The sequence below is a fragment of the Nocardia sp. NPDC059228 genome (assembly GCF_042754245.1).
Lineage (GTDB): Bacteria > Actinomycetota > Actinomycetes > Mycobacteriales > Mycobacteriaceae > Nocardia.
Genome location: NZ_JBHZAL010000005.1, coordinates 50869 through 70027, shown reverse-complemented (window position 1 = coordinate 70027; position 19159 = coordinate 50869). Strand labels below are relative to the sequence as shown.

Genomic DNA, 19159 nt, shown 5'->3' with positions numbered 1-19159 from the left:
CCGCGGGCCATGGTGCTGGATGAGGTGTGGCGCCGCCTCGACGGGGTCGAACCCTTGAGCGGACCGCACGGCGGACCCCTGCGGCGGACCGTCAAGCTGATCCTGGATCCGCTGGTCATCCGCCCGGTTCAGCACCCGCAGTGCGCGGGCTCGATGCTCTCCGCCGACGGAGCGGTGTTGCTGGCCACCCGGATTCACGCCGCCGCCGATGTCCTGCGCGCCACTGCGGCCTGGTTCACACTGCTCAAGCAGACGCGCCGGGCGCTGCGGATCACCGAGGGCAATGCCCAGGACCTGTACTTCCAGCGCTGCTTCGAACTCGCCACCGTCTCGGGCCCGCCGGACCCGGTCGGCGACCGCCCCGCCGCGGAAGCCGCGCTGCGCGAGATCCACGGGCTCGCCGCCGGCCGCACCACCCAGGCGCTCAAGGAATACCTGTCCGAACCGGCCCGGGTCGGCGAGCTGACCGAACTGATCCAGACCGCCTGGCGACGGCGCCCGCTGACTGAGGTGCCGGACCACTCCGAGCTGCTGGCCGGACTCCTGGAGCATTGCGCCGCAACCAGATTCGACAGCGCCGGTGACCCCGCCGATATCGACGCCGTCATCGACGCATACGTCGGCACTCACACCGGAATCCGGCTGTGGCTCAATGAAATAGGCTGCACCGCACAGGAATTCGGTCTCACGCTGTACCCCCTCCCGCTCCCGCCGCAGGTGGGCTTCTCGGCCTCCACCGCCACCCTCGGCCTGCCCCTGGACCGCACCATCCACGAGCGCGTCTTCACCGTTCTGCAAGCCTCCAGCGAACGGTCCGACCTGCCCGCGATCCCCGAACTGGTCGCCGCCGAGATCGCCCGTGCCTGCGCACCCTGGGCCCTACTGGACGAATCCCTCCGGGTGGCCGCTGCCACCGGCGCCACCCTGGCGGTCGACCTCCGCCCCCTCGGTGCATCGCTTCCCATCGGCTACGCCCCGGACGGCGACGCCGCCCCTGCTCCCAGATCCACTGTCACCCTGGCCGGTGCGGCCACCGGTCTGCTGGGCGCGGCCGTCGGCCTGACCGGCACGGCCGCCGGGCTGCTCGCCGGCTCGACCGGGCTGGCGGGTACCGCGGCCGGGGTGACGGGCGCCGTCGCCGGATTGACCAGTGCCGCAGCCGGTCCGACCCGGCCGGGCGCGCCCTCGAGCGACGGTGCGGCGGCGCGGTTGATCAATGGGCGATGGCAGCGCGAGGCCTATGTGCTGCAGGCGCGGCGAATGGCGGTGCGGGTGGACGCGGTCGACGGTCCACTGGGGGCGATAGCGGCGGATCTACGCGTGCCGTGGCGTCCCTACCTGCGCAGACTTTGGGCGCGACTGCACGGGCGGGACGTACGTGAGTTCCCGGTGTACGCCGTGGACGAACTCTGGGATCTGCTGGACGGCGTGGCCCGGTCGGTGATCCTGGACCACCGGATGCGGGTGAAACGGGCCCTGGCCGCCGGCGCGGCGGCCGAGCCCGGCGATCTGGAATCGAGGGTGGGATGACGAACTCGGCGGTCACGATCCACCGCTACCCCGACGGGTTACGCGGCATAGTCCCGGTCGGCGACCCGGCCGCCCTGCACGCCGCCCCTGGGCCCGACTCCATGGTGCTCGAGGTCGTCGGCGGCCACCTCATCTGGAGTGTGCTTGCCGGACAGGAACTTCCGGCGGCGCTGATCGACGATGTGGATGCCGCGCAGGAATGGGTGTGGGCGCTCTACGGCGAACCCGCCGCCCTGGCCCTCGACTCCGTCCGGCCGGACGGGCCGGTGGCGACCGCGGACGAGCAGCCGGTTCCGGCGGTGGCCGCGGACGAGCGCCCGGTCGAGGTGCCCGCCGCTCCCGTGCTCCGGTCCCAGGCCGTCAGCGCCCGCAGACTCGCGTACGCGCACTGGGCATCCCGGTGGTGGCCGGCGTCAACCCTGGACGGCATCGCCGACCTCGACCCGGCGCTGCTCGATCGCGATATCGCCCTGCTGACCGAGGAGTGCGAACTGCTGGTGGACGGCGCGGACGCGCTCGCCCCACCGGCTCCCACCTATCTCGAAACATCCTTGCGCGCTTCGGATTATGCCCTCGCGGCCGGTGACGAGGCCCGGTCCGGCGGCACCCTGGTACTGGCCCGCGGCACCGGCGGGTGGGACTGGCGCCGCTGCCCGCCCGGGCTGGTCGACGCCTCCGAATCCGCGGTGTCCTGGGAACTCGTCCGCGACGCCGGAGCGACCAGCGTGGCCATCGCGGTGGCGGCGCACCCGGGCCTGCCCGATGCGGTTCCGGCCCACCTGCGGCCCTGGGCCCGCATCGATACCGGCCGTGGCGAACTCGACACCGAACTTCGGGCCGCCGACGACACCTGGATCGGCGAATCCGTGCTGCCCGCAACGGCTTCCGCCGTCCGGGTGGCCATCCACGTCCCCGGTTTCGGGCCGGATCCGGAGGCCGGCCCGGCCCCGGCCGATGACCCGGCCACCGGCACCGCGGCCGCCCTGCGCCGGCAGATCCGCGACTTCGCGGCCGCCCGGCTCCGCACAGCGGTAGACCCGGCCGCCGACCATTCCGGGCCGCTGTCTCCCTTGCTCGCCGAAATCGCGGCCGCAGAGGCGGATTCGGACTACTGATATGTCGTATGTGGAGTCGGGGGTCGACACACCGGAGAGCCCATTGCTGCGAGCCGGGGCCGAGGCGGTCGCGCGGGGCGAGTTGGGGGAGGCGCTGCGGGTTTTCGAGCAGGCCGCGGAGACCGAAACCGGGGACCTGCGGCTGTGCGCGCTGGTGGACATGGCGGTGGTGACCGATCAGTTGGGGGAGCACGCGGCGGCGGTGGAGCGGTTTCGGGAAGCGTTGGGGGAGATGTCTTCCGGCGCGCGGCGGATGTATCCGGGTGCGCTGATCGGGTTGTCGCAGGCCATGCAGAACCTCGGGGATCTGGATGGGGCGCAGGAGGCGCTCGAGCGGGCTCGGTCGGCGCTGGATCGCGCGGATGCGCCGGGGGACCTGCGCCTGGCGTGCCTGGTGTCGTCCACAGCGGTGGCGTTGCATCGGCAGCACTGGTGGCGGGCCCTCGATCTGGCGGTCGAATCCCTGGATGCGGCACGGCGTTTCGATCCCGAACGGGTCGGGCACCCGCTCATGAATCTGGCCGCCGCCCACTTCGAGACCGGGCGCTGGGAGCTGGCACAGGATTTCGCCGGTCAGGCGCTGGCGGCCTTCGCGGCGGTGAACGACAGCGCGGGGGTGGCCGAGACCCGGCAGAACCTGGCGCTGATGTACACGCGTACGGGATCTTTCGATGAGGCCGAGCCGCTGCTCGCCGCCGCCCAGGAGCACTTCGAGGCGGCCGGTGCGGCGCATCGCGCCGGAATCGGGCTGAAGGTCATGGGATTCATCGCCGAGCACCGGGGTCGGCCGGAGGTGGCGCAGGCCCGGTATCGCGAGGCTTTGCGCCGATTCGAGGAATCCGGGGCGGTCATCGACGCCGCGGATGTGCGACTCCGCGTGGCCACCACCGCATTCGCGGCCGGGCGGTTCGAGGAGGGCGAATCCGAACTGGCCGCCGCCCGCGTCATCTACGCGGTGCGCGGCCTGGGCCTGCACTGCGCGCAGCTCGACTACTGGCACGCCGGGCTGCTGGAGCCGCTCGTCGCCCAGGTGCCCGGATTGCTCGCGCGGGCAGTGGATCTCGCGGTTCCGGCGGCGCTGGCCCTGGATGCCGTCCGCTACGAGCTGCCCGACGGCGCCCAGCGCGACACCTGGAACCGTCGCATCGTGAATCCCGCGTTGCGCCTGGCCTTCCGGTACTCGTATCTGGCCGGTGATGCCCGGCTGGTCGCCGATCTCATCGAAAATCAGTGTGCGGGAACAATTGTGGATATCGACAGACTGTCCGCGGAACCGCCCGCGCCGCTCGATCTGTTCCAGCCGTTCGAACCGCCGTCCGAGTCGGCCGCCGTTCAGGACGCGCTGCAACTCGGCACCGCGCTCGCGGCGGTGGCGGCCGGCGCGGGCCTGCCCGTCAGCCCGCCGCCACGGGTCTCCGTTCCGCCGGACGGCCATATCGCCCTGTCCGCCTGGCTGGCTGCCGCCGAGCAGCGCTACGGCCGTCGCGTCCGCGCCGAACGGGTGATACCCGTATGACACCGACCGTCTGCGTCCGCATGGCCGATGCGGGCGACCTCTACCTGACCTGGCGCTGGACCGACGAGAGCGCGCCCGGCGGCGTCGGCGTGGTGCCGGAAGACCAGGTCGCGGCGGCCGTGGCCCGGTTCGCGGCGGCCCTGCCCGCGCCCGGCGTGGCGGGTGGTCTCGAATCCGCGCTCACCACCGGTGAACTGGCCTCCTATCCGGCGGAAAATGCTCTCGCCCAATACCTCTCGTCGACCTTCCTGCCCTACAACCTGGCGGTGCGGCTGCACGAGCTCTATTCGCAGGGCATCCGGCCGCACATCCGCATCCAGCCATCGCCGCGCACCGCGCAGGTGCCGTGGGAGCTCATCGCCCCCGATCCGGAGGTGCGGCTGGTGGAGATCGCCGACGTGAGCGTGCTCGCGCCCACCGGCATCGTGCACGCGCCCGCCCGGGCGACGCGGTCGTGGGCGGAGACCCGGACGCTGCCGGTGGTCGCCATCCTGGATCCGCGGGTGCCCGGCTTCCGCGCCGACTCCGCACTGGGATCGGTACTGGGCCGGATGGCCGCGGACGCGCCACTCGCCGCCCTGGTCGCCACCCACGCCGCCGCCGATCGGCTGAGCCCGGCCGTCGGCGATCCCCTCGCGGCGTTCCGCCGGACCGATCTGGACCGGGCCTGGCTGAGCCGCACCCTGCACGCGGGCGCGGCCCGCCTGCTGTACGTCGGTCACGTCACCGCCGCGGCCCCCGAATCCGGCCGCAGTGAATCGGCCACCCTGCACCTGTCCTGTACCGCCGCCAGTCCGGGCTGCGCACCGGCCTACCGTGACCATCGCCCGCTCTCGGCCCGCGACCTGCTGCTCGGCACACACGCGCTCACAGACGGTGCGGGGCATGACTATTCGGGCAATGGGCATGGAGAGGCGGTGCCGCGCACCGGGCCCGAGATCTGGCCGATCCCGAGCCGGGTCGCCCTGATCGCCTGTGAGAGCGGCGGCGACCTCCGCTTCGCCGAGCCGCTCGGCCTGGTCGCGGCCATGCTCACCGGAGGTGCGGAAGTGGTGACGGCCGGACGCTGGCCACTGCCCACCGATCTCGCCTTCCATCGCTTCGCGGGCATGCCGACCACCGCGCACCCCTTCCAGGAAGCGGTGTGCGCCATCGACGCCGCCCACGAATCGCCCGATCCGGTCGCCGCTCTCAACGCGTGGCAGCGTGCGCATCTGGCCGCCTGGCGCAGCTCCGGCGGAATTCAGCATTCCCCGCTGATCTGGGCCGCCTTCGCCACGGTCGACGCCCGCCGCTGAGTCACCGGAACGGCTGAGCCCCCAGAACTATCGCCCCAGAAAGTCGCGGGTCACGAAAGGATAACGGCCCCACAGGCTCTCCGATGAAGCCTCACGAAAGATCGGGAGCGGAGGGCGAATGGCGCGAATCGTGACAGGCATCGTGGTGGCGGCGCTGGCGGCCGCCCTGGCATTGATCGCCGGGCCGATCGGCCGCGCCGAGCCGGATGGCCTGCGGCACTGCGAGGTCAGCGCGGGCCGGCAGCCCGAGACCGCGACACCCGAAGAGGTGGGACTGGATTCGGCCGCGCTGCGGCGGGCGGTGGACTTCGCCGCCGACCCGACCCGATTCACGGTCCAGGTATTCCGCAACAACTGCCTGATCGGCGGTGGGCCCACCAATCAACGCGCGGGCGGTGTCGCCTGGAATCTGTGGAGCGGCACCAAGAGCGTGGTGTCCCTGGTCGCCGGGATCGCCGTGGACGAACACAAACTGCGCGTCGACGATCCGATCGACGTCTACCTGCCCGCCGGGCTCGGCGACGCCGCACATCGCGCGATCACCGTGCGCAGCCTGCTGACCGAGACCTCCGGCATGGAGGTCGCCATCGCCTCCGAGGGCGTCACCGGGCTGGCCCGGCTCGACCCGAACGTGGTGGCGCAGGCGCTGGCCATGCCCATCGAGCATCCGCAGGGCGAGACCTGGCAGTACAGTCAGCGGGCCGTGGACCTGCTGGTCTATGTCATCCAGCAGGCCGTGGGCGAGGACTTCCAGGCGTACGCGCAGCGGAACCTGTTCGGCCCGTTGGGCATCGAGAAGTCCGACTACCTCTGGGCGCGGGACCGCAGCGGCAACACCTACGGGCACGCCCATCTGGTGCTGCCGCCCGACGACTACGCCAAACTCGGCCTGCTGCTGGTGAATCGCGGCAATTGGCATGGCCGGCAGCTGATCTCCACCGGCTACCTGGCCGAGGCCACGACGCCGAACGATGTCAATCCCTGCTACGGCTTCCTGATCACCGTCAACGGCCCGGATTGCGAGGACCTGTTCCCCGGACTGCCCAAGGACGCCCTCCAAATGGCCGGGATGATGCGCCAGGACAACTTCATCGTCCCCAGCCTGGGCCTGCTGGTCAGCTGGACCGGTGTGACGGTTCCCGGTGGCGCGGTGAGCTTTCCGCACGACGTGCTGCGTGGGCTCACCACCGCGTTCCGGACCCCGAGCCTGCCCGACCCGGGTCCGTACGTACCGCGGCCGGACACCAGCCTCACCGACCCGATGTTCATGAACCCGGATGCCACGCTGTCCGCTCTGGGCCTCGGCCCGATGGCCTACCCGGGCTGCGGCATTCTGGAATGCCTCGGCAAGCCGCTGTATCCGCCGTTCGGCGACTGGCCGCCGGGCTGCTTCATCCTCGGCTGCGTGGGGACCGACCCGGCGACGCCGGGCATCCGCTGACCGGTTTCGCCGTGTGGCACACCACCGGGCGAATCCGGGTGAATTCCCCGGTGGCGTGCCGCGCGGCGGGACCTATTGGGGCTGGCCGCAGTTGGCGCAGAAGGCGGCACCCACTTGGACCTGATGGCCGCAACCGCGGCAATTCGATTGCAGGGACAGGGCGGTGCCGCAGGTGGAGCAGAACTTGCCGCCCGTGGTGTGCGCGCCGCAGGTCGGGCAGGACACCCGGGCCGGGGTGGCCACGTCGTGCTGGGACACCCAGTCCTGCTGATAGGCGGCCTCGCGGATCTGCGAACCGCGGGCCTCGGCCTGTGCCTGAGCGATCTGGTGCGCCACCTGCGGCGAGCAATTGGTGCACTGACCGACCTGCTCGTTCCAGCAGACCTGATGGCAGACCCAGCGGCCGCAGCCGCCGCACGCCCGGAAGTCGTTGCGCACCTGCTCGACCGCGCGTGCGAACGCCTTGTCCTTGGTGCTGGAGGAGGAGCCGCCCCAGTGGTTCGAGTAGCTCTCCGCGGCATTGGAGATCTTGTCGATGGCGCGCACCTGATCGCCGAAGAGATCGCGCAGCACACGCAGCGCACCCCGGCCGCGGGAGAAGTAGTTCTGCTCGAACGGCGACTTGTACGTAGTGCTGCAGCGATCACAACGGAACTCCCACTGGAATCCGTCGTCGTTGGATTCGTCGTGGTAAGAGCTGGTGAAGACGACCGGACCGGTCATGGTCGAGTTATTCCTTTGCGGCTGAGCGGAACTCTGTGAACGGACGCGCCCGGAGCCCCCCGGACCGTGTTTCGTCAGGTTCTTATCGTATGACTCAGTCCGCCCGCAACACATCCCACGAATCCCCTGCAGCCGGGGCGCGGATCACGCGGTGAAGCCGACCTCCACCTCGGTGCGGTCGCGCCGTGTGTACATCTCCCAATACTGGTCGCCCAGTTCGGTATTGGTCATGCGCACGATATCGACGCCGGCCGGCACCAGCTCCGGATGCTCGTCGACGATTCGCTCGGCCGCGCTGTCGCCGATCAGCACTCCGATGTTCAGCAACCCGACGTACACGCCGGTGCCGCGCAGTTCCTCGGCCAGCTGCAGCAGGTAGCCGCGCTGAGCCGCCAGGGCGACACCGAAATTCGACAGATAGGGCAGCACCACGTTCGGTGAGGAGCCCGAGGAGAACAGGAGTGCGCCCGCCCCGCGCTCGACCATGCCGGGGACCAGAGCGCGGGTGACGAGCATGGGGGAGTGCAGTTTCAGGGCCATGGGCACGCGCAGGTCCGGTACGTCCAGGGCCAGCGTGGACGGGATACGGTCGGCCATTGCGCCGGCCGCGCCGTGCAGGGCGACGTCGATCTCGCCGAAGGTCTGCCGGATGGTCGCGACCGCGTCGGCGATCTGCGCCGCGTCGGTCACATCGGCGGGGAAGGCCGCGGCCTCGATGCCCTCGGCCTTCAGATCGGCGACATGCTGTTCGGCCTTGTCGGGCTTGCGGCCGATGACGGCCACCCGGAAGCCCTCCCGGCCGAAACGCCGGGCGACGCCCATGCCCAGGCCGGGGCCGAATCCGAAGATCGCGATGGTCTTGCTCATGCTCGTTCCTTACTAATTTGAGCCATGGTTCAAGTTACCTGGCCGACGCTAGCATGAAGTTGAGCCTATGCTCAACTTAAATCCGCTGCCCGATTTGTAGGATCGGCGAATGCCCGCGCAGAAACCCCTCCGCCTCGACGCCCGCCGCAATCGCGACGCGCTGGTGACCGCGGCGCGCGAGGTCTTCGCCGAACGCGGGCTCGACGCGCCGCTCAAGGAGATCGCCGCCCGCGCGGGCGTGGCCATCGGCACGCTCTACAACCGGTTTCCGGCCCGCGATGATCTGATCGCGGCGGCCGTCGAGGATCGCGTCCAGGCGGGCGGGCGCATCGCGGAAGAGGCTCTGGCCCTTGATGATCCGTGGGAATCGTTCGTCTATCTCGTCGAAAAGATCTGTGAGCTACAGGCTTACGACCGGTTGCTCAACGAGCTGGCGCTGCGGGCCGCGCCCAGTCCGGAGATCGCCGCGCAACGCGATCGCGGGCACGCGGTCATGCGCGAAATCATCACGCGCGCACAGGATGCCGGGGTGCTGCGGGCGGACTGGGCGCTCGAGGACATCGCCTTCATCACCTGGTCGCACACCCGGGTGGTGGAGCAGACCGCGGGCATCGCACCCGAGGCCTGGCGGCGCAATCTGGCGCTCATGCTCGATGGGCTGCGCGCGGAAGCCGCTCACCCGCTGCCGGTTCCGCCGATCAGCGAGGCGCAGCTGAACCGCTCGCTGCTGGCCGATCCGGCCCGCGACTGATCGGGCGGATCGCCGCCCCGAGAAAACGGTGGAATCGGCTCCGGTTACCGTCGAGGGGATAATTCGTTCGCTTGTGTGTTGGAGGTAGTGACAATGGCAGGGATTCCCGCGGTACCGACCTCGCTGCTGGTGGCCGGAGGGCTCACCGGTGGCTTCGCCCTCGCTCAGGCCACCAAGAAGCGTCAGCTCGGTGGCGCGCTGTTCGCGGCGGGCACGGCGGCCGCCTTCCCGCGCTGGCGCAAGACGGTCGGCACCGGTGGTGCGGCCGCGCTGACCGGGCTCGCCGTCGGCGCGATGGGCGCCTCGCACCCGCTCGCCAAGAAGATCGGCGCCTGGCCGTCGGTCGCGGTGGTGTCCGGTGTGGTCGCGGTGGCCGCGTGGGCCGCGGTGGACCGTCGCGCCTGATTCATCGGCCGGTCCTCCGGCGTGTTCCGGACCGTAAGGTTCGAGGGCGTGCCGGGGGACCGGAAGCGCAATACCGTGGAGTATGCGCACTTTCGTTCATCTGCTGCTGTTCGCCGCCGCCATCGCGGTGGCGGTCGGGGTTTTCGGTCCGCTGGTCGGCACGGTCGACGCGCGGAATGTCCAGTTCTCCGATCTGCGGAGCGGATTCGCCTCGGGCCGGTCACTGGACCAGATCGGCGCGCAGTCAGGGTCCTTCACGACCTCCCTGGCCATCGGGCTGCTCGGAGTGGCGGCCGTGGTGCTGGTGGCCGCGCTGGTCGGATCGCGGATCCTGGGCTGGATCGGCGTCCTCGTCGGCCTGGCCGGGCTCGGCGTGCTGACCTGGCGGCTCGACCAGCGCTTCGATCACGAGCTGCGCACCGACTATCGGCATCTGCTCAGCGGGACCTGGGGGTTGTACCTGGTCGGCGGCGGGCTGGTGCTGTCGCTACTGCTCCTGCTGATCCCCCGCGAGCGCCGCTTGCCGCCGCCCGGACCCGGCCTCTGATCTCGTAATCCGCTGTCGGCCTTCACTGTTCGATCAACTACCGAACCTCCACGTAACCCGGCGTCGTATCTAGGGCGAACGAGGAGGTTCATTCAATGCACACCAACAACGCCCTGATCGCCGTCCGGAAACCGCTGACCTGCCTGGTCGCGGCCGGAGCCCTGTTCGCCACCGCCGCCGGCATCGCCGCGGCCGAACCGCCGGGCTCGACGATCTCGGGCGGCTCCGGGGCCGGATCCATCACCCCCGGCACATCCCACCACACCGTCATCACCTACTCGACCGACCCCTACGGCTACTCCTACCAGTACGAATACGTCGACCCCGCCCCACAACCCGCCGCACCCGACCCGGCTACCGCCAACCGGCTCAGCACCGGCGGCTCGGACCACACCTGGATGCCCGTCGCCCGCCCCGATGGCACCGGCTGGACGGTCTGCACCCAGTATTCCACCGTCTGCAGATAATCCCCCCGCAGTCGAAAATCCTGACTCGCCCTCGGTGAGATCGCCCCGAACCGCTGCTCTCGCAGTCAATTCCGAAGCCTCACCGGCCGAGTAGCTGGATCAATCTGCGCAGCTGCGCGCTGTAATACTCTTCGAATTCCGGTGAGCCGGGCTGCTTTCCGGTCGCCTGCAGGGCTGTCTCGGGAAGCATGACGGGTGCCAGGATCGCGCCCATCAGGGCCATTCTGATGAAGGCGGGATCGATCCCGGGGGAGATCTCGCCGCGTTCCTGGGCTCGCGTCAGGTTCTCCAGATCGGCGTCGACAGTGGCCGATCCATCCAAATAGTCGGTGGCAGAACCACTTCCGGTAAGCCCGCGCCACACCAGCAGGCGGGCCGGGCGGGGATCGGCCAGCACCGCGGACAGATACCGGGCGGCGACCTCGTCGAGCGGGAGTTCCGGATCCGCACGCTCGGCTTCCGCCGCGGGCCAGCCCCGCTGAATCTCTTGGTACAGCCCCTCTTTGCCGCCGAAGTAGTAAGCGATCAGCTGCTTGTTGACCCCCGCGCGATCGGCGATCTCCTGCACCCGGGCACCGTCGAAGCCCTTGGCGGCGAACTCGTCCAGGGCCGCGTCCAGCAGGGCCTGGCGGGAGCGCTCGGCATCGCGGCGGCGATCGGCGGCGCTGGGAGCGCGCCGGGGCCGGCGGCCCGCGGCAGGCGGGACGGGATCCTTGTCGGGGTCGGGCGCGGTTGCCATCCGACCATCGTAATGCGGTGGATGACTGTGTCATCCACTGAGCCGACTGTGTCATACATTCGTATGTCATCCAATTGGTTGACACTTTTATCCGAACGGATGACACTTCGACTTGTGACTATCTCGAACATCCCGGGCGGGGCCGTGGATCGGGCCGCGCTCAGTCCGCGGGCGCGCCGGGCCATCGTGGTCGTGCTGGTCGGCGCGATACTCGCCTTCCTCGACGCGACCGTCGTCAATGTGTCCCTGAAATCGCTGGCAGCCGACCTGGGCGGCACCCTCGACGCGATTCAGTGGGTCGTCACCGTCTACCTGCTGGTGCAAGCGGCCGTGCTACCCGTGACCGGCTGGGCCGCACGGCGCGTCGGGCGTAAACGGCTCTATCTCGGTGCGCTGCTGCTGTTCACGCTCGCCTCGGTGGCCTGTGCCGCCGCAGGGAGCGTCGGCATGCTGATCGCGGCCCGGGTGGCCCAGGGGCTGGGGGCCGGGGTCATGATCCCGGTCGGGCAGATGATCCTGGTCACCGCGGCAGGGCGGGACGGGATGGCGAAAGCCATGGCGGCGGCGGGCATTCCGATGGTGCTGACCCCGGTGATCGGACCGACGATCGGTGGGCTGCTGTTGGAATACGCGGGCTGGCAGTGGATTTTCCTGATCAACGCGCCGATCGGCGCGGTCGGGCTGGTGCTGGCCGTGCGGCTGCTGCCGCGGGATGAGCGCTCCGAATCCGCCGAGGCGCTCGATGTGCTCGGTCTGATCCTGGTCTCGGCGGGCATGGTCGGAATCACCTACGGGCTGTCCGAGGCGGCGTCGCGTGGCTTGACCGACCCGAAGGTGCTCGTGACACTGTGCGGCGGTGCGATTCTGGTCGCGGTATTCGTCGCGCATTCGCTCCGGGTCCGGAATCCGGTCCTGGACCTGCGCCTGTGGCGGGACCGCTACTTCGCCGCGGGGACGGTCTCGACCCTCGTCATCGGCGCGGTGACGTTCGGGGCAATGGTGCTGCTGCCCTTGTACTTTCAGCTGATTCGCCATCAGGACGCCGCCCACACCGGCCTTTTGATGGCACCGCAGGGCGTCGGCGCGGCCATCGCCATGGGCCTGTCCGCGCGGCTCTACGAGCGCGTCGGCGCCCTCACCTGCCTGCTCGGCGCCCTCGTCTGCTGCGTCGCCACCGTTCCGTTCATGCTGATCACCGACGACACGCCCTACTGGCTGCTCTGCCTCGCCATGATCGTGCGCGGCCTGGGTATCGGAATGGCCGCCATGCCCGCCATGACGGCGGCCATGCGGGAGCTCGGTCCCTCCCAGATCATCGACGCCACACCGCAACTCACCGTCATGCAGCGTGTCGGCGGCTCGATCGGCACCGCCGCCTTCGTAGTGATCCTGCAACGGCACCTGCCTGGCGGGATCGGCCGGCCGGGCCGAGGGGACGCCTTCGCGGTGACTTTCGGCTGGGTGTTCGCGGGCTCCGCCCTCGCCCTTCTGCCGACCGGGCTGTTGGCGGTGCTGGAGCGTCGATCGCGTAAGCGCCCGGCGATCAGCGCCGCGGCGAGTTGATCGGTGATGCGGTCCCATCCTTGCCAGTGGCGGTCGACGAAATCCGGTGGGGCGCAGAATATGGCGGGAAAGCCCTTCCGGCACAGTTGGTTCGGCAGACTGGCGGGCTGGTTATCGGTGGGCGTCCAGCCAGTGCGCCAGGGTGTCCAGGGCCGACTGGTCGATGGGCTGGAAGTTGTCGTGCAGGACGTCGGGGGTGGGGCCGAGGGAGTGGCCGAGGCCGGGGAAGAGATGGAGGGTGTGGTCGCGGGTGCCGTCGGCGGCCAGGGCGGCGTCGAGGCTGGACGAACCCGCGGGAGGGACATTGGCGTCGTCCACACCCTGCAGGATGAGCACGGGCGCGGTGAGTTTCGGGGCCTGTTCGATAAGGCTGGGGAGGGCGCGGGCCGGGTCGTAGATGTCGTAGATGCCGCCGGGGCGCATCGCGGACTCCAGGTAGAACTGGTAGACGGGGCGAAACTCGAGGTCCACGTCGAGCTTGCCGTCTCGGTTGAGATCCCAGGTCGGGCGGACGGTGAAGTCTCCGGCATCGGCGTTCACGCAGGCGAAGCGGAGTGCGAGCTTGGCCATGAGCCCGCCGTCGCCATGGAAGGCGCGGCCGAGCTCGTCGGGCCCGAGCAGGCCGTTCGACGCGAACCGCGCGAGGTACGGCGCGTAGACCTGCTCGCCCTGATAACCGAAGGTCACGCGCCAGGGGAGTGCCACCGGGCCCTGGAAGACGGTTCCGGCCAATTCCGGATGGGTCGTCGCCAGGGCGGCCGCGACGGTGCTGCCCTCGCTCCAGCCGTAGACGAAGACACGGTGCGGATCGACGTGTGAATCCTGCTCGGCGGCGCGCAGGACCTGATCGGCATCGTCCCGCATGCCGTTCAGGTCGAGTTTGGTCCAGTAGTCGGCACTGTCGGCATCGCCGGGGCCGCGCACATAGCGCTTGTTGTAGCGCATGACGGCGTAGCCGCGGCTGGTCAGGTCGTCCGCGATATCGAGAAAGATATGGGAGCCGGACGCTTGGTCGGCGTTGAGATCCTCGGGGCCCGACCCCGGAATCAGCACCACGACAGGCGCATTGCGCGACCCCGCAGGAAAGTCCAGCTCACCCGAGCCGGTGAAATCTCCGAACTGGAAGGTGAAGGACTCGCGTTCGACCGTGGGCTCCGCAGCGGCCACGCCGCCGGTGCCCAGTACCAGCGCGATCGCCCCCAGCGCCACTGCCCCGCGGATCCCCATGAGCGGAATCTAACCGCCGGTGCGCGATGCGGCAATCCGATTCAGCGGTCGAGGTCGTGTAGGCGGGTGGTGAGGAAGTCCGCTTCGACCTTGTTCTCGGCGAGCAGCAGGGCCTCCTGGTAGGCGAGGCGGGCCTCGTCGAATCTGCCCAGGCGGGTGAGGAATTCGGCGCGGGCGGCGGGGAGGTAGTGGTAGGCGGTGAGCTGGGGTTCGGTGGCCAGGCGATCGAGTTCGTCCAGGCCGCGCTGCGGGCCGTGGGCGTGGCCGAGGGCGACGGCGCGATTGAGGGCGACGACGGGGGAGGGCCAGACGGCGATGAGATGGTCGTAGAGACCGGCGATCTCGTGCCAGTCGGTGGCGTCGAAGGCGGGGGCCTCGGCGTGGACGGCGGCAATGGCCGCCATGAGCGGGAAGCGGCCCGGTGCACGGCCGCGTAATGACCTGCGCACCAAGGCTATTCCCTCGGAGATGGCCCGGCGGTCCCAGTGGGCGCGGTCCTGCTCGGCCAGCGGCAGGAAGCGTCCCGTCTCGTCGGTGCGAGTGCCGCGGCGGGCGTCGGTGAGCAGCAACAGCGCGTACAGGCCCGCCACATCCGGGTCGTTGGGCAGCAGCAGGCGCAGCATGCGGGCCAGGTCGAGGGCGCGTTCCACCAGCTCGGGGCGGACCAGTTCGGCGCCGGCCGGGGCGGTGTGGCCGGTGGTGAAAAGCAGGTGCAGCACGGTCAGCACCGCGTCGACGCGGTTGGGCAGTTCCTCGTCGGACGGGAGGCGATAGGGGATGTGCGCCTCGGCGATCTTCTTCTTGGCCCGCGTGATGCGCGCCGCCATGGTCGGTTCCGCGACCAGGAAGGCGCGCGCGATCTCCGGCGTGGACAGACCACACAGCAGGCGCAGGGTCAACGCCACCCGCGCCTCCATCGACAGGGCCGGGTGGCAGCAGATGAAGATGAGCCGCAGCCGATCGTCGGCCACCGAGTCCGGGGCGGCCGGGTCGGGCGCGGGATCCTCCACCAGCAGCGGAATCGAGCGCTCGAACGCGATGTCGCGGCGCAGGGCGTCCAGGGCGCGCCGCCGGGCCACCGTGGTCAGCCAGGCGCCGGGGCGATCCGGGATCCCCGACTCCGGCCAGGCCTGCAGGGCCTGCGTGAACGCCTCCTGCACAGCCTCTTCGGCGAGATCGATATCGCGGGTCACCCGCACGGTCGCCGCCAGCACGAAGCCCCACTCGCGCCGGTGCGCCTCGGCGACCGCGGCGGCCACCTCCGGCGTCGTCACGGCTCGTCGTGCGGGTGGATCGGCCGGACCTCGACACAACCGAACGGCGACGGTACGTCCACGGCGATCCGGATGGCCTCGTCCAGATCGGCCGCCTCGACCAGGTAGTAGCCGCCCAGAACCTCTTTGGTCTCGGCGAACACGCCGTCGGTGATGACCGTGCGGCCGTGCTCGTCGTGCCGGACCGTGGTCGCGGTCGAGGTGGGGCGCAGGCGGTTACCGCCGCGCAGCCGGTCGGCGTGCGCGGCCATGAACTCGAGGTGCTCGTTCAGGGTGCGCTGCCGCACGGCCGGATCCGCGGCCAGCCAGGTCTGTTCGTCCTGGTGGATCAGCAGCAGGTACTCGGGCATGTCACTGCTCCCTTCGCTGGGGGGATCGCACGGCTCCGTTGCCGTGTCACTGCTGACGTCGTTGTCGCTCAACCCGTCGTTCGGGATGGCGGCGAAATCGACACGGTCGCGAAAAAATTCTCGACCCGATTGTCGATTCCCGGCCGGAGCCGCGCGACGGATTCACGAGTCGGCCGACCGGGCCGTCCACCCGACAGGAGAAACGACAATGTCCACCTACATCCTCGCCTTCCGCAACGACCCCAACCGCGCAGCCACGCCCGAGCAGGAAAGGCTGTGGGCCGACTGGTTCGCCGAGATCGGCGAGCGCGTCACCGATTTCGGTAATCGCGTGGGCCAGACCGTCATGCTGGGCGACAACCCCGCCGCGCCCGACCGGCTCTCCGGCTATGTCGCCGTCGAGGCCGACGACCTGGACTCGGCGGTGAAACTCGCCTCCGGCTGCCCGGGTCTGACCTATGGCGGTCGCGTGGAGGTCGGCGAACCCGTCCCCATGTCCTGACGCCCGAGGTCCGGGCCCGCACCCCACCGGGCCCGGTGCCCGCCCTGACGGCTCGTTCCTGCCGGAACCCTGCCAATTACCCCTACGGGGTATATGGTCGAGGCGGTGAGAGCCAGTCGGCGGAGGAGTGCGAGATGGATCGGCAGAGCGACCAGCGGACCACGGTCCTGGACATCCGGGGCCTGCACTGGGCCAGCCAGCAGAACGTGGTGAAGTCGGTCCTCGGCCGTCGGCCGGGCGTCCTCGCCGTCGACCCCAACCCCGTCTCCCAAACCGCCACCGTCACCTTCGACCCCGCCCACACCTCCGTCGCCGACCTCCGCACCTGGATCCAGGAATGCGGCCTGCACTGCGCCGGCCAATCGGTTCCCAACCACGTCTGCGACCCGCTGGCCGAACCCGCCGCCTCGGCACACGCCGCTCAGCCGTCCGCGACCCGCGATGCCGGCGCGGCCACGGATCACGATGCCCACGCGGGCATGGACCATGCGGCGCACGCCGTTATGGACCATGCGGCGCATGCGGATTCAGGTCATGCGGCGCACGGGGGTTCGGACCACGAAGCGTATGCGGGCATGGATCACGCCGTGCACGAGAGCGGGGACCAAATGACTCATGCGGGGATGGATCATGCCGCGATGGGGCACGGTGCACATGCCGGGCATGCGGGGATGTCCATGGAGGACATGGCCGCTGACATGCGGAACCGGTTCGTCGTGGCCGCCGTGTTCTCGGTGCTGGTGATGCTGTGGTCGCCGATGGCCACCGACATGTTCGGGTGGCATCTGCCGGTGCCGTACGGAATGCGCTCGGACATCTGGGAATTGATCCTCAGCCTGCCGGTCATCTTCTACTCCTCGACCATCTTCTTCACCGGGGCCTGGGCGGCGCTGAAAGCGCGGACGCTGGACATGATGGTGCTGGTCGCGGTCGGTATCGGGGCGGGATGGCTGTACTCCCTTGGCATTACGCTGACCGGCGGCGGCGAGGTCTTCTACGAGGCCTCGACCATGCTGGCCACCTTCGTGCTGCTCGGCCACTGGTTCGAGATGCGGGCGCGGGGCGGCGCCAATGACGCGATTCGCACGCTGCTGGATCTGGCGCCGCCGCAGGCGGTGGTGATCCGGGACGGGCAGGAAGTCGAAATCCCCACGGCCGAGGTGAAAGTCGGCGATCTGCTGCTGGTGCGCCCGGGCTCGAAGATCGCGGTGGACGGCCTCGTGGAGGACGGGACCAGCGAGGTCGACGAATCCATGGTGACCGGCGAGAGCCTGCCGGTGCACAAGGAGCCGGGCTCGGCGGTCATCGGCGCGACCCTCAACGAGAACGGCACGCTGCGGGTGCGCGCCACCAAGGTGGGAGCGGACACCGCGCTGGCGCAGATCGTGAACCTGGTGCAGCAGGCCCAGAATTCGAAGGCCCCGGGCCAGCGACTGGCCGACCGGGCCGCCTTCTGGCTGGTGCTGGTCGCCTTGATCGGTGGTGTGCTGACCCTGGCGGTGTGGCTGCTGGCGGGAGCCACCTTCGCCAAGGCCATGCTGTTCGCCATTACGGTCGTGGTCATCACCTGCCCCGACGCCCTCGGCCTGGCCACCCCGACCGCCATCATGGTCGGCACCGGCCTGGGCGCGAAACGCGGTGTGCTGTTCAAGAACGCGATGGCACTGGAGAGCTCGGCCCGCATCCAGACCGTGGTGATGGACAAGACCGGCACCCTCACCAAGGGCGAGCCGGAAGTCACCGAAATCATCACCGGCCCCGGGCTTTCCGAGGCCGACCTGCTACCCCTGCTGGCCGCTGTCGAACGCGAGTCCGAGCACCCGCTGGCCGACGCCGTGGTGCGCTACGCCAAGGAGCACGGCCCCACCGACGCCCGCGCGGTGGACTTCGAGAACGTCCCCGGTCACGGCGCGATCGCCACCGTGGACGGCCGCCGCGTGGTCATCGGCAATCGCCGGCTGCTCGACCGCGAAGGCGTCGACCTGGGCGAGCTGGCCGTAGCCCGCGACCGGGTGGCGGGCGCGGGCCAGACCGCGGTGCTGGCCGCCGTCGACGGCGAGCCCGCCGCGGTGATCGGAATCGCCGACGCGCCCCGGGAGAGCTCCGCCGAAGCCGTTGCGGACCTGCACGACATGGGCGTCGAAGTGGTGATGCTGACCGGCGACAACCGGGCGACCGCCGAGCGCATCGCCGCCGAACTCGGCATCGACACCGTCATCGCCGAGGTGCTGCCCGGCGACAAGGCGGCCAAGATCATCGAATTGCAGTCCGCCGGACGGAAGATCGCCATGGTCGGCGACGGCGTCAACGACGCCCCCGCCCTGGCCCAGGCCGATCTCGGCATCGCCATCGGCGCGGGCACCGACGTCGCCATCGAGACCGCCGATGTGGTGCTCATGCGCTCCGATCCGCTGGACGTCCCCACCGCGCTGCGCATCGGCCGCGGCACGCTGCGCAAAATGCATCAGAACCTGGCCTGGGCGGTCGGCTACAACAGCCTGGCCCTGCCCATCGCGGCCGGCGTCTTCGCGCCCGCCTTCGGCTTCACGCTGCGACCGGAGATCGCCGCGATGTCCATGTCGGGATCCAGCATCATCGTGGCCCTGAACGCCCTGTCCCTGAAGCGTTTGCGCCTGCCCGAGCGGGACTGAGCCGGACCGGTGCCGCTGTGCGCTGGGTAACACCTCGGCCGAGGGGTGAGTCGATTCATGATGCTGGGAGTTAGCTGTCGCTAATACAGTGGAACTGCACCATGTTCCCGGCCCGAAAGACTTGAAACATGCCTATCGTCAACCTCGGTTCCGCCGCCATCGACCTGGCCAACACCCTCACCGGAATCGCCGC

General features: G+C 70.0%; 18 protein-coding genes. 12 read left to right on the top strand and 6 right to left on the bottom strand.

Features of this window, described 5'->3' with window-relative positions; translation table 11 throughout:
• Positions 1-9: 9 nt before the first annotated feature.
• The 5 genes from ACFXKA_RS10565 to ACFXKA_RS10545 all read left to right on the top strand — a co-directional run bounded on the left by ACFXKA_RS10565 (position 10) and on the right by ACFXKA_RS10545 (position 6900).
• The gene (locus ACFXKA_RS10565) at positions 10-1530 is read left to right on the top strand and encodes a hypothetical protein (RefSeq protein WP_379427211.1); all 1521 of its coding nucleotides are present in this window, start codon (positions 10-12) and stop codon (positions 1528-1530) included.
• Complete coding sequence (locus tag ACFXKA_RS10560; RefSeq protein ID WP_379426973.1) at positions 1527-2645, top strand: hypothetical protein; 1119 nt, start codon at positions 1527-1529, stop codon at positions 2643-2645. The genes ACFXKA_RS10565 and ACFXKA_RS10560 overlap by 4 nt, the downstream gene beginning before the upstream one ends.
• A 1-nt stretch (position 2646) precedes the next feature.
• Positions 2647-4161, top strand: a complete 1515-nt coding sequence (locus tag ACFXKA_RS10555; protein WP_379426972.1) for a tetratricopeptide repeat protein — start codon at positions 2647-2649, stop codon at positions 4159-4161.
• Entirely contained in the window at positions 4158-5459 is a 1302-nt protein-coding gene (locus ACFXKA_RS10550) for a hypothetical protein (RefSeq protein ID WP_379426971.1), read from the top strand. Before ACFXKA_RS10555 ends, ACFXKA_RS10550 begins: the two co-directional genes overlap by 4 nt.
• 118 nt (positions 5460-5577) lie before the next feature.
• Complete coding sequence (locus tag ACFXKA_RS10545; RefSeq protein WP_379426970.1) at positions 5578-6900, top strand: serine hydrolase domain-containing protein; 1323 nt, start codon at positions 5578-5580, stop codon at positions 6898-6900.
• A gap of 72 nt (positions 6901-6972) precedes the next feature.
• On the opposite strand, the gene ACFXKA_RS10540 is transcribed toward ACFXKA_RS10545, so the two are convergent.
• A complete protein-coding gene (locus ACFXKA_RS10540) occupies positions 6973-7623 on the bottom strand; it encodes a zinc ribbon domain-containing protein (protein WP_354835569.1) in 651 nt (216 codons plus the stop codon).
• A gap of 144 nt (positions 7624-7767) precedes the next feature.
• The gene (locus ACFXKA_RS10535; protein WP_379426969.1) at positions 7768-8490 is read right to left on the bottom strand and encodes an SDR family NAD(P)-dependent oxidoreductase; all 723 of its coding nucleotides are present in this window, start codon (positions 8488-8490) and stop codon (positions 7768-7770) included.
• A gap of 109 nt (positions 8491-8599) precedes the next feature.
• Here ACFXKA_RS10535 and ACFXKA_RS10530 point away from each other — a divergent pair, with 109 nt between their 5' ends.
• From ACFXKA_RS10530 to ACFXKA_RS10515, 4 genes are all read left to right on the top strand, one after another.
• Complete coding sequence (locus tag ACFXKA_RS10530; RefSeq protein WP_379426968.1) at positions 8600-9241, top strand: TetR/AcrR family transcriptional regulator; 642 nt, start codon at positions 8600-8602, stop codon at positions 9239-9241.
• A 93-nt stretch (positions 9242-9334) separates the two neighbouring features.
• Entirely contained in the window at positions 9335-9646 is a 312-nt protein-coding gene (locus ACFXKA_RS10525) for a hypothetical protein (protein ID WP_379426967.1), read from the top strand.
• 82 nt (positions 9647-9728) lie between these two features.
• Positions 9729-10193, top strand: a complete 465-nt coding sequence (locus ACFXKA_RS10520) for a hypothetical protein (RefSeq protein ID WP_354835561.1) — start codon at positions 9729-9731, stop codon at positions 10191-10193.
• 95 nt (positions 10194-10288) lie between these two features.
• Positions 10289-10660 carry a hypothetical protein gene (locus ACFXKA_RS10515; protein ID WP_379426966.1) on the top strand — a complete coding sequence of 124 codons (372 nt, stop codon included), beginning with the start codon at positions 10289-10291 and terminating at the stop codon, positions 10658-10660.
• Positions 10661-10739: 79 nt separating this feature from the next.
• On the opposite strand, the gene ACFXKA_RS10510 is transcribed toward ACFXKA_RS10515, so the two are convergent.
• Positions 10740-11399: a TetR/AcrR family transcriptional regulator gene (locus ACFXKA_RS10510; RefSeq protein ID WP_379426965.1), complete on the bottom strand. Its 660-nt coding sequence runs from the start codon at positions 11397-11399 to the stop codon at positions 10740-10742.
• Between the two features lie 114 nt (positions 11400-11513).
• Here ACFXKA_RS10510 and ACFXKA_RS10505 point away from each other — a divergent pair, with 114 nt between their 5' ends.
• Complete coding sequence (locus tag ACFXKA_RS10505; RefSeq protein WP_379426964.1) at positions 11514-12962, top strand: DHA2 family efflux MFS transporter permease subunit; 1449 nt, start codon at positions 11514-11516, stop codon at positions 12960-12962.
• A 111-nt stretch (positions 12963-13073) separates the two neighbouring features.
• Here the strand turns inward: ACFXKA_RS10505 and ACFXKA_RS10500 are convergent, their stop codons facing one another.
• Genes ACFXKA_RS10500 through ACFXKA_RS10490 form a run of 3 tightly spaced genes read right to left on the bottom strand, consistent with a single transcriptional unit; the run spans position 13074 to position 15813 of the window.
• On the bottom strand, positions 13074-14189 hold the full coding sequence (locus tag ACFXKA_RS10500; protein WP_379426963.1) for an alpha/beta hydrolase family protein: 1116 nt from the start codon (positions 14187-14189) through the stop codon (positions 13074-13076).
• Between the two features lie 41 nt (positions 14190-14230).
• Positions 14231-15463: an RNA polymerase sigma factor gene (locus ACFXKA_RS10495; RefSeq protein WP_379426962.1), complete on the bottom strand. Its 1233-nt coding sequence runs from the start codon at positions 15461-15463 to the stop codon at positions 14231-14233.
• Entirely contained in the window at positions 15460-15813 is a 354-nt protein-coding gene (locus tag ACFXKA_RS10490) for a YciI family protein (protein ID WP_354835538.1), read from the bottom strand. The genes ACFXKA_RS10495 and ACFXKA_RS10490 overlap by 4 nt, the downstream gene beginning before the upstream one ends.
• A gap of 208 nt (positions 15814-16021) precedes the next feature.
• Here ACFXKA_RS10490 and ACFXKA_RS10485 point away from each other — a divergent pair, with 208 nt between their 5' ends.
• Entirely contained in the window at positions 16022-16315 is a 294-nt protein-coding gene (locus ACFXKA_RS10485; RefSeq protein WP_379426961.1) for a hypothetical protein, read from the top strand.
• 134 nt (positions 16316-16449) lie between these two features.
• Positions 16450-18966, top strand: a complete 2517-nt coding sequence (locus ACFXKA_RS10480; protein WP_379426960.1) for a heavy metal translocating P-type ATPase — start codon at positions 16450-16452, stop codon at positions 18964-18966.
• Positions 18967-19159 lie beyond the last annotated feature (193 nt).

Excerpts from the sequence above, each read along its gene's own strand:
- ACFXKA_RS10480 (WP_379426960.1), top strand. The coding sequence starts at position 16,450 with ATGGATCGGCAGAGCGACCAGCGGACCACGGTCCTGGACATCCGGGGC.
- ACFXKA_RS10510 (WP_379426965.1), bottom strand. The coding sequence starts at position 11,399 with ATGGCAACCGCGCCCGACCCCGACAAGGATCCCGTCCCGCCTGCCGCG.
- ACFXKA_RS10500 (WP_379426963.1), bottom strand. The coding sequence starts at position 14,189 with ATGGGGATCCGCGGGGCAGTGGCGCTGGGGGCGATCGCGCTGGTACTG.
- ACFXKA_RS10540 (WP_354835569.1), bottom strand. The coding sequence starts at position 7,623 with ATGACCGGTCCGGTCGTCTTCACCAGCTCTTACCACGACGAATCCAAC.
- ACFXKA_RS10520 (WP_354835561.1), top strand. The coding sequence starts at position 9,729 with ATGCGCACTTTCGTTCATCTGCTGCTGTTCGCCGCCGCCATCGCGGTG.
- ACFXKA_RS10525 (WP_379426967.1), top strand. The coding sequence starts at position 9,335 with ATGGCAGGGATTCCCGCGGTACCGACCTCGCTGCTGGTGGCCGGAGGG.
- ACFXKA_RS10555 (WP_379426972.1), top strand. The coding sequence starts at position 2,647 with ATGTCGTATGTGGAGTCGGGGGTCGACACACCGGAGAGCCCATTGCTG.
- ACFXKA_RS10550 (WP_379426971.1), top strand. The coding sequence starts at position 4,158 with ATGACACCGACCGTCTGCGTCCGCATGGCCGATGCGGGCGACCTCTAC.
- ACFXKA_RS10530 (WP_379426968.1), top strand. The coding sequence starts at position 8,600 with ATGCCCGCGCAGAAACCCCTCCGCCTCGACGCCCGCCGCAATCGCGAC.
- ACFXKA_RS10545 (WP_379426970.1), top strand. The coding sequence starts at position 5,578 with ATGGCGCGAATCGTGACAGGCATCGTGGTGGCGGCGCTGGCGGCCGCC.
- ACFXKA_RS10515 (WP_379426966.1), top strand. The coding sequence starts at position 10,289 with ATGCACACCAACAACGCCCTGATCGCCGTCCGGAAACCGCTGACCTGC.
- ACFXKA_RS10535 (WP_379426969.1), bottom strand. The coding sequence starts at position 8,490 with ATGAGCAAGACCATCGCGATCTTCGGATTCGGCCCCGGCCTGGGCATG.
- ACFXKA_RS10490 (WP_354835538.1), bottom strand. The coding sequence starts at position 15,813 with ATGCCCGAGTACCTGCTGCTGATCCACCAGGACGAACAGACCTGGCTG.
- ACFXKA_RS10485 (WP_379426961.1), top strand. The coding sequence starts at position 16,022 with ATGTCCACCTACATCCTCGCCTTCCGCAACGACCCCAACCGCGCAGCC.
- ACFXKA_RS10560 (WP_379426973.1), top strand. The coding sequence starts at position 1,527 with ATGACGAACTCGGCGGTCACGATCCACCGCTACCCCGACGGGTTACGC.
- ACFXKA_RS10565 (WP_379427211.1), top strand. The coding sequence starts at position 10 with ATGGTGCTGGATGAGGTGTGGCGCCGCCTCGACGGGGTCGAACCCTTG.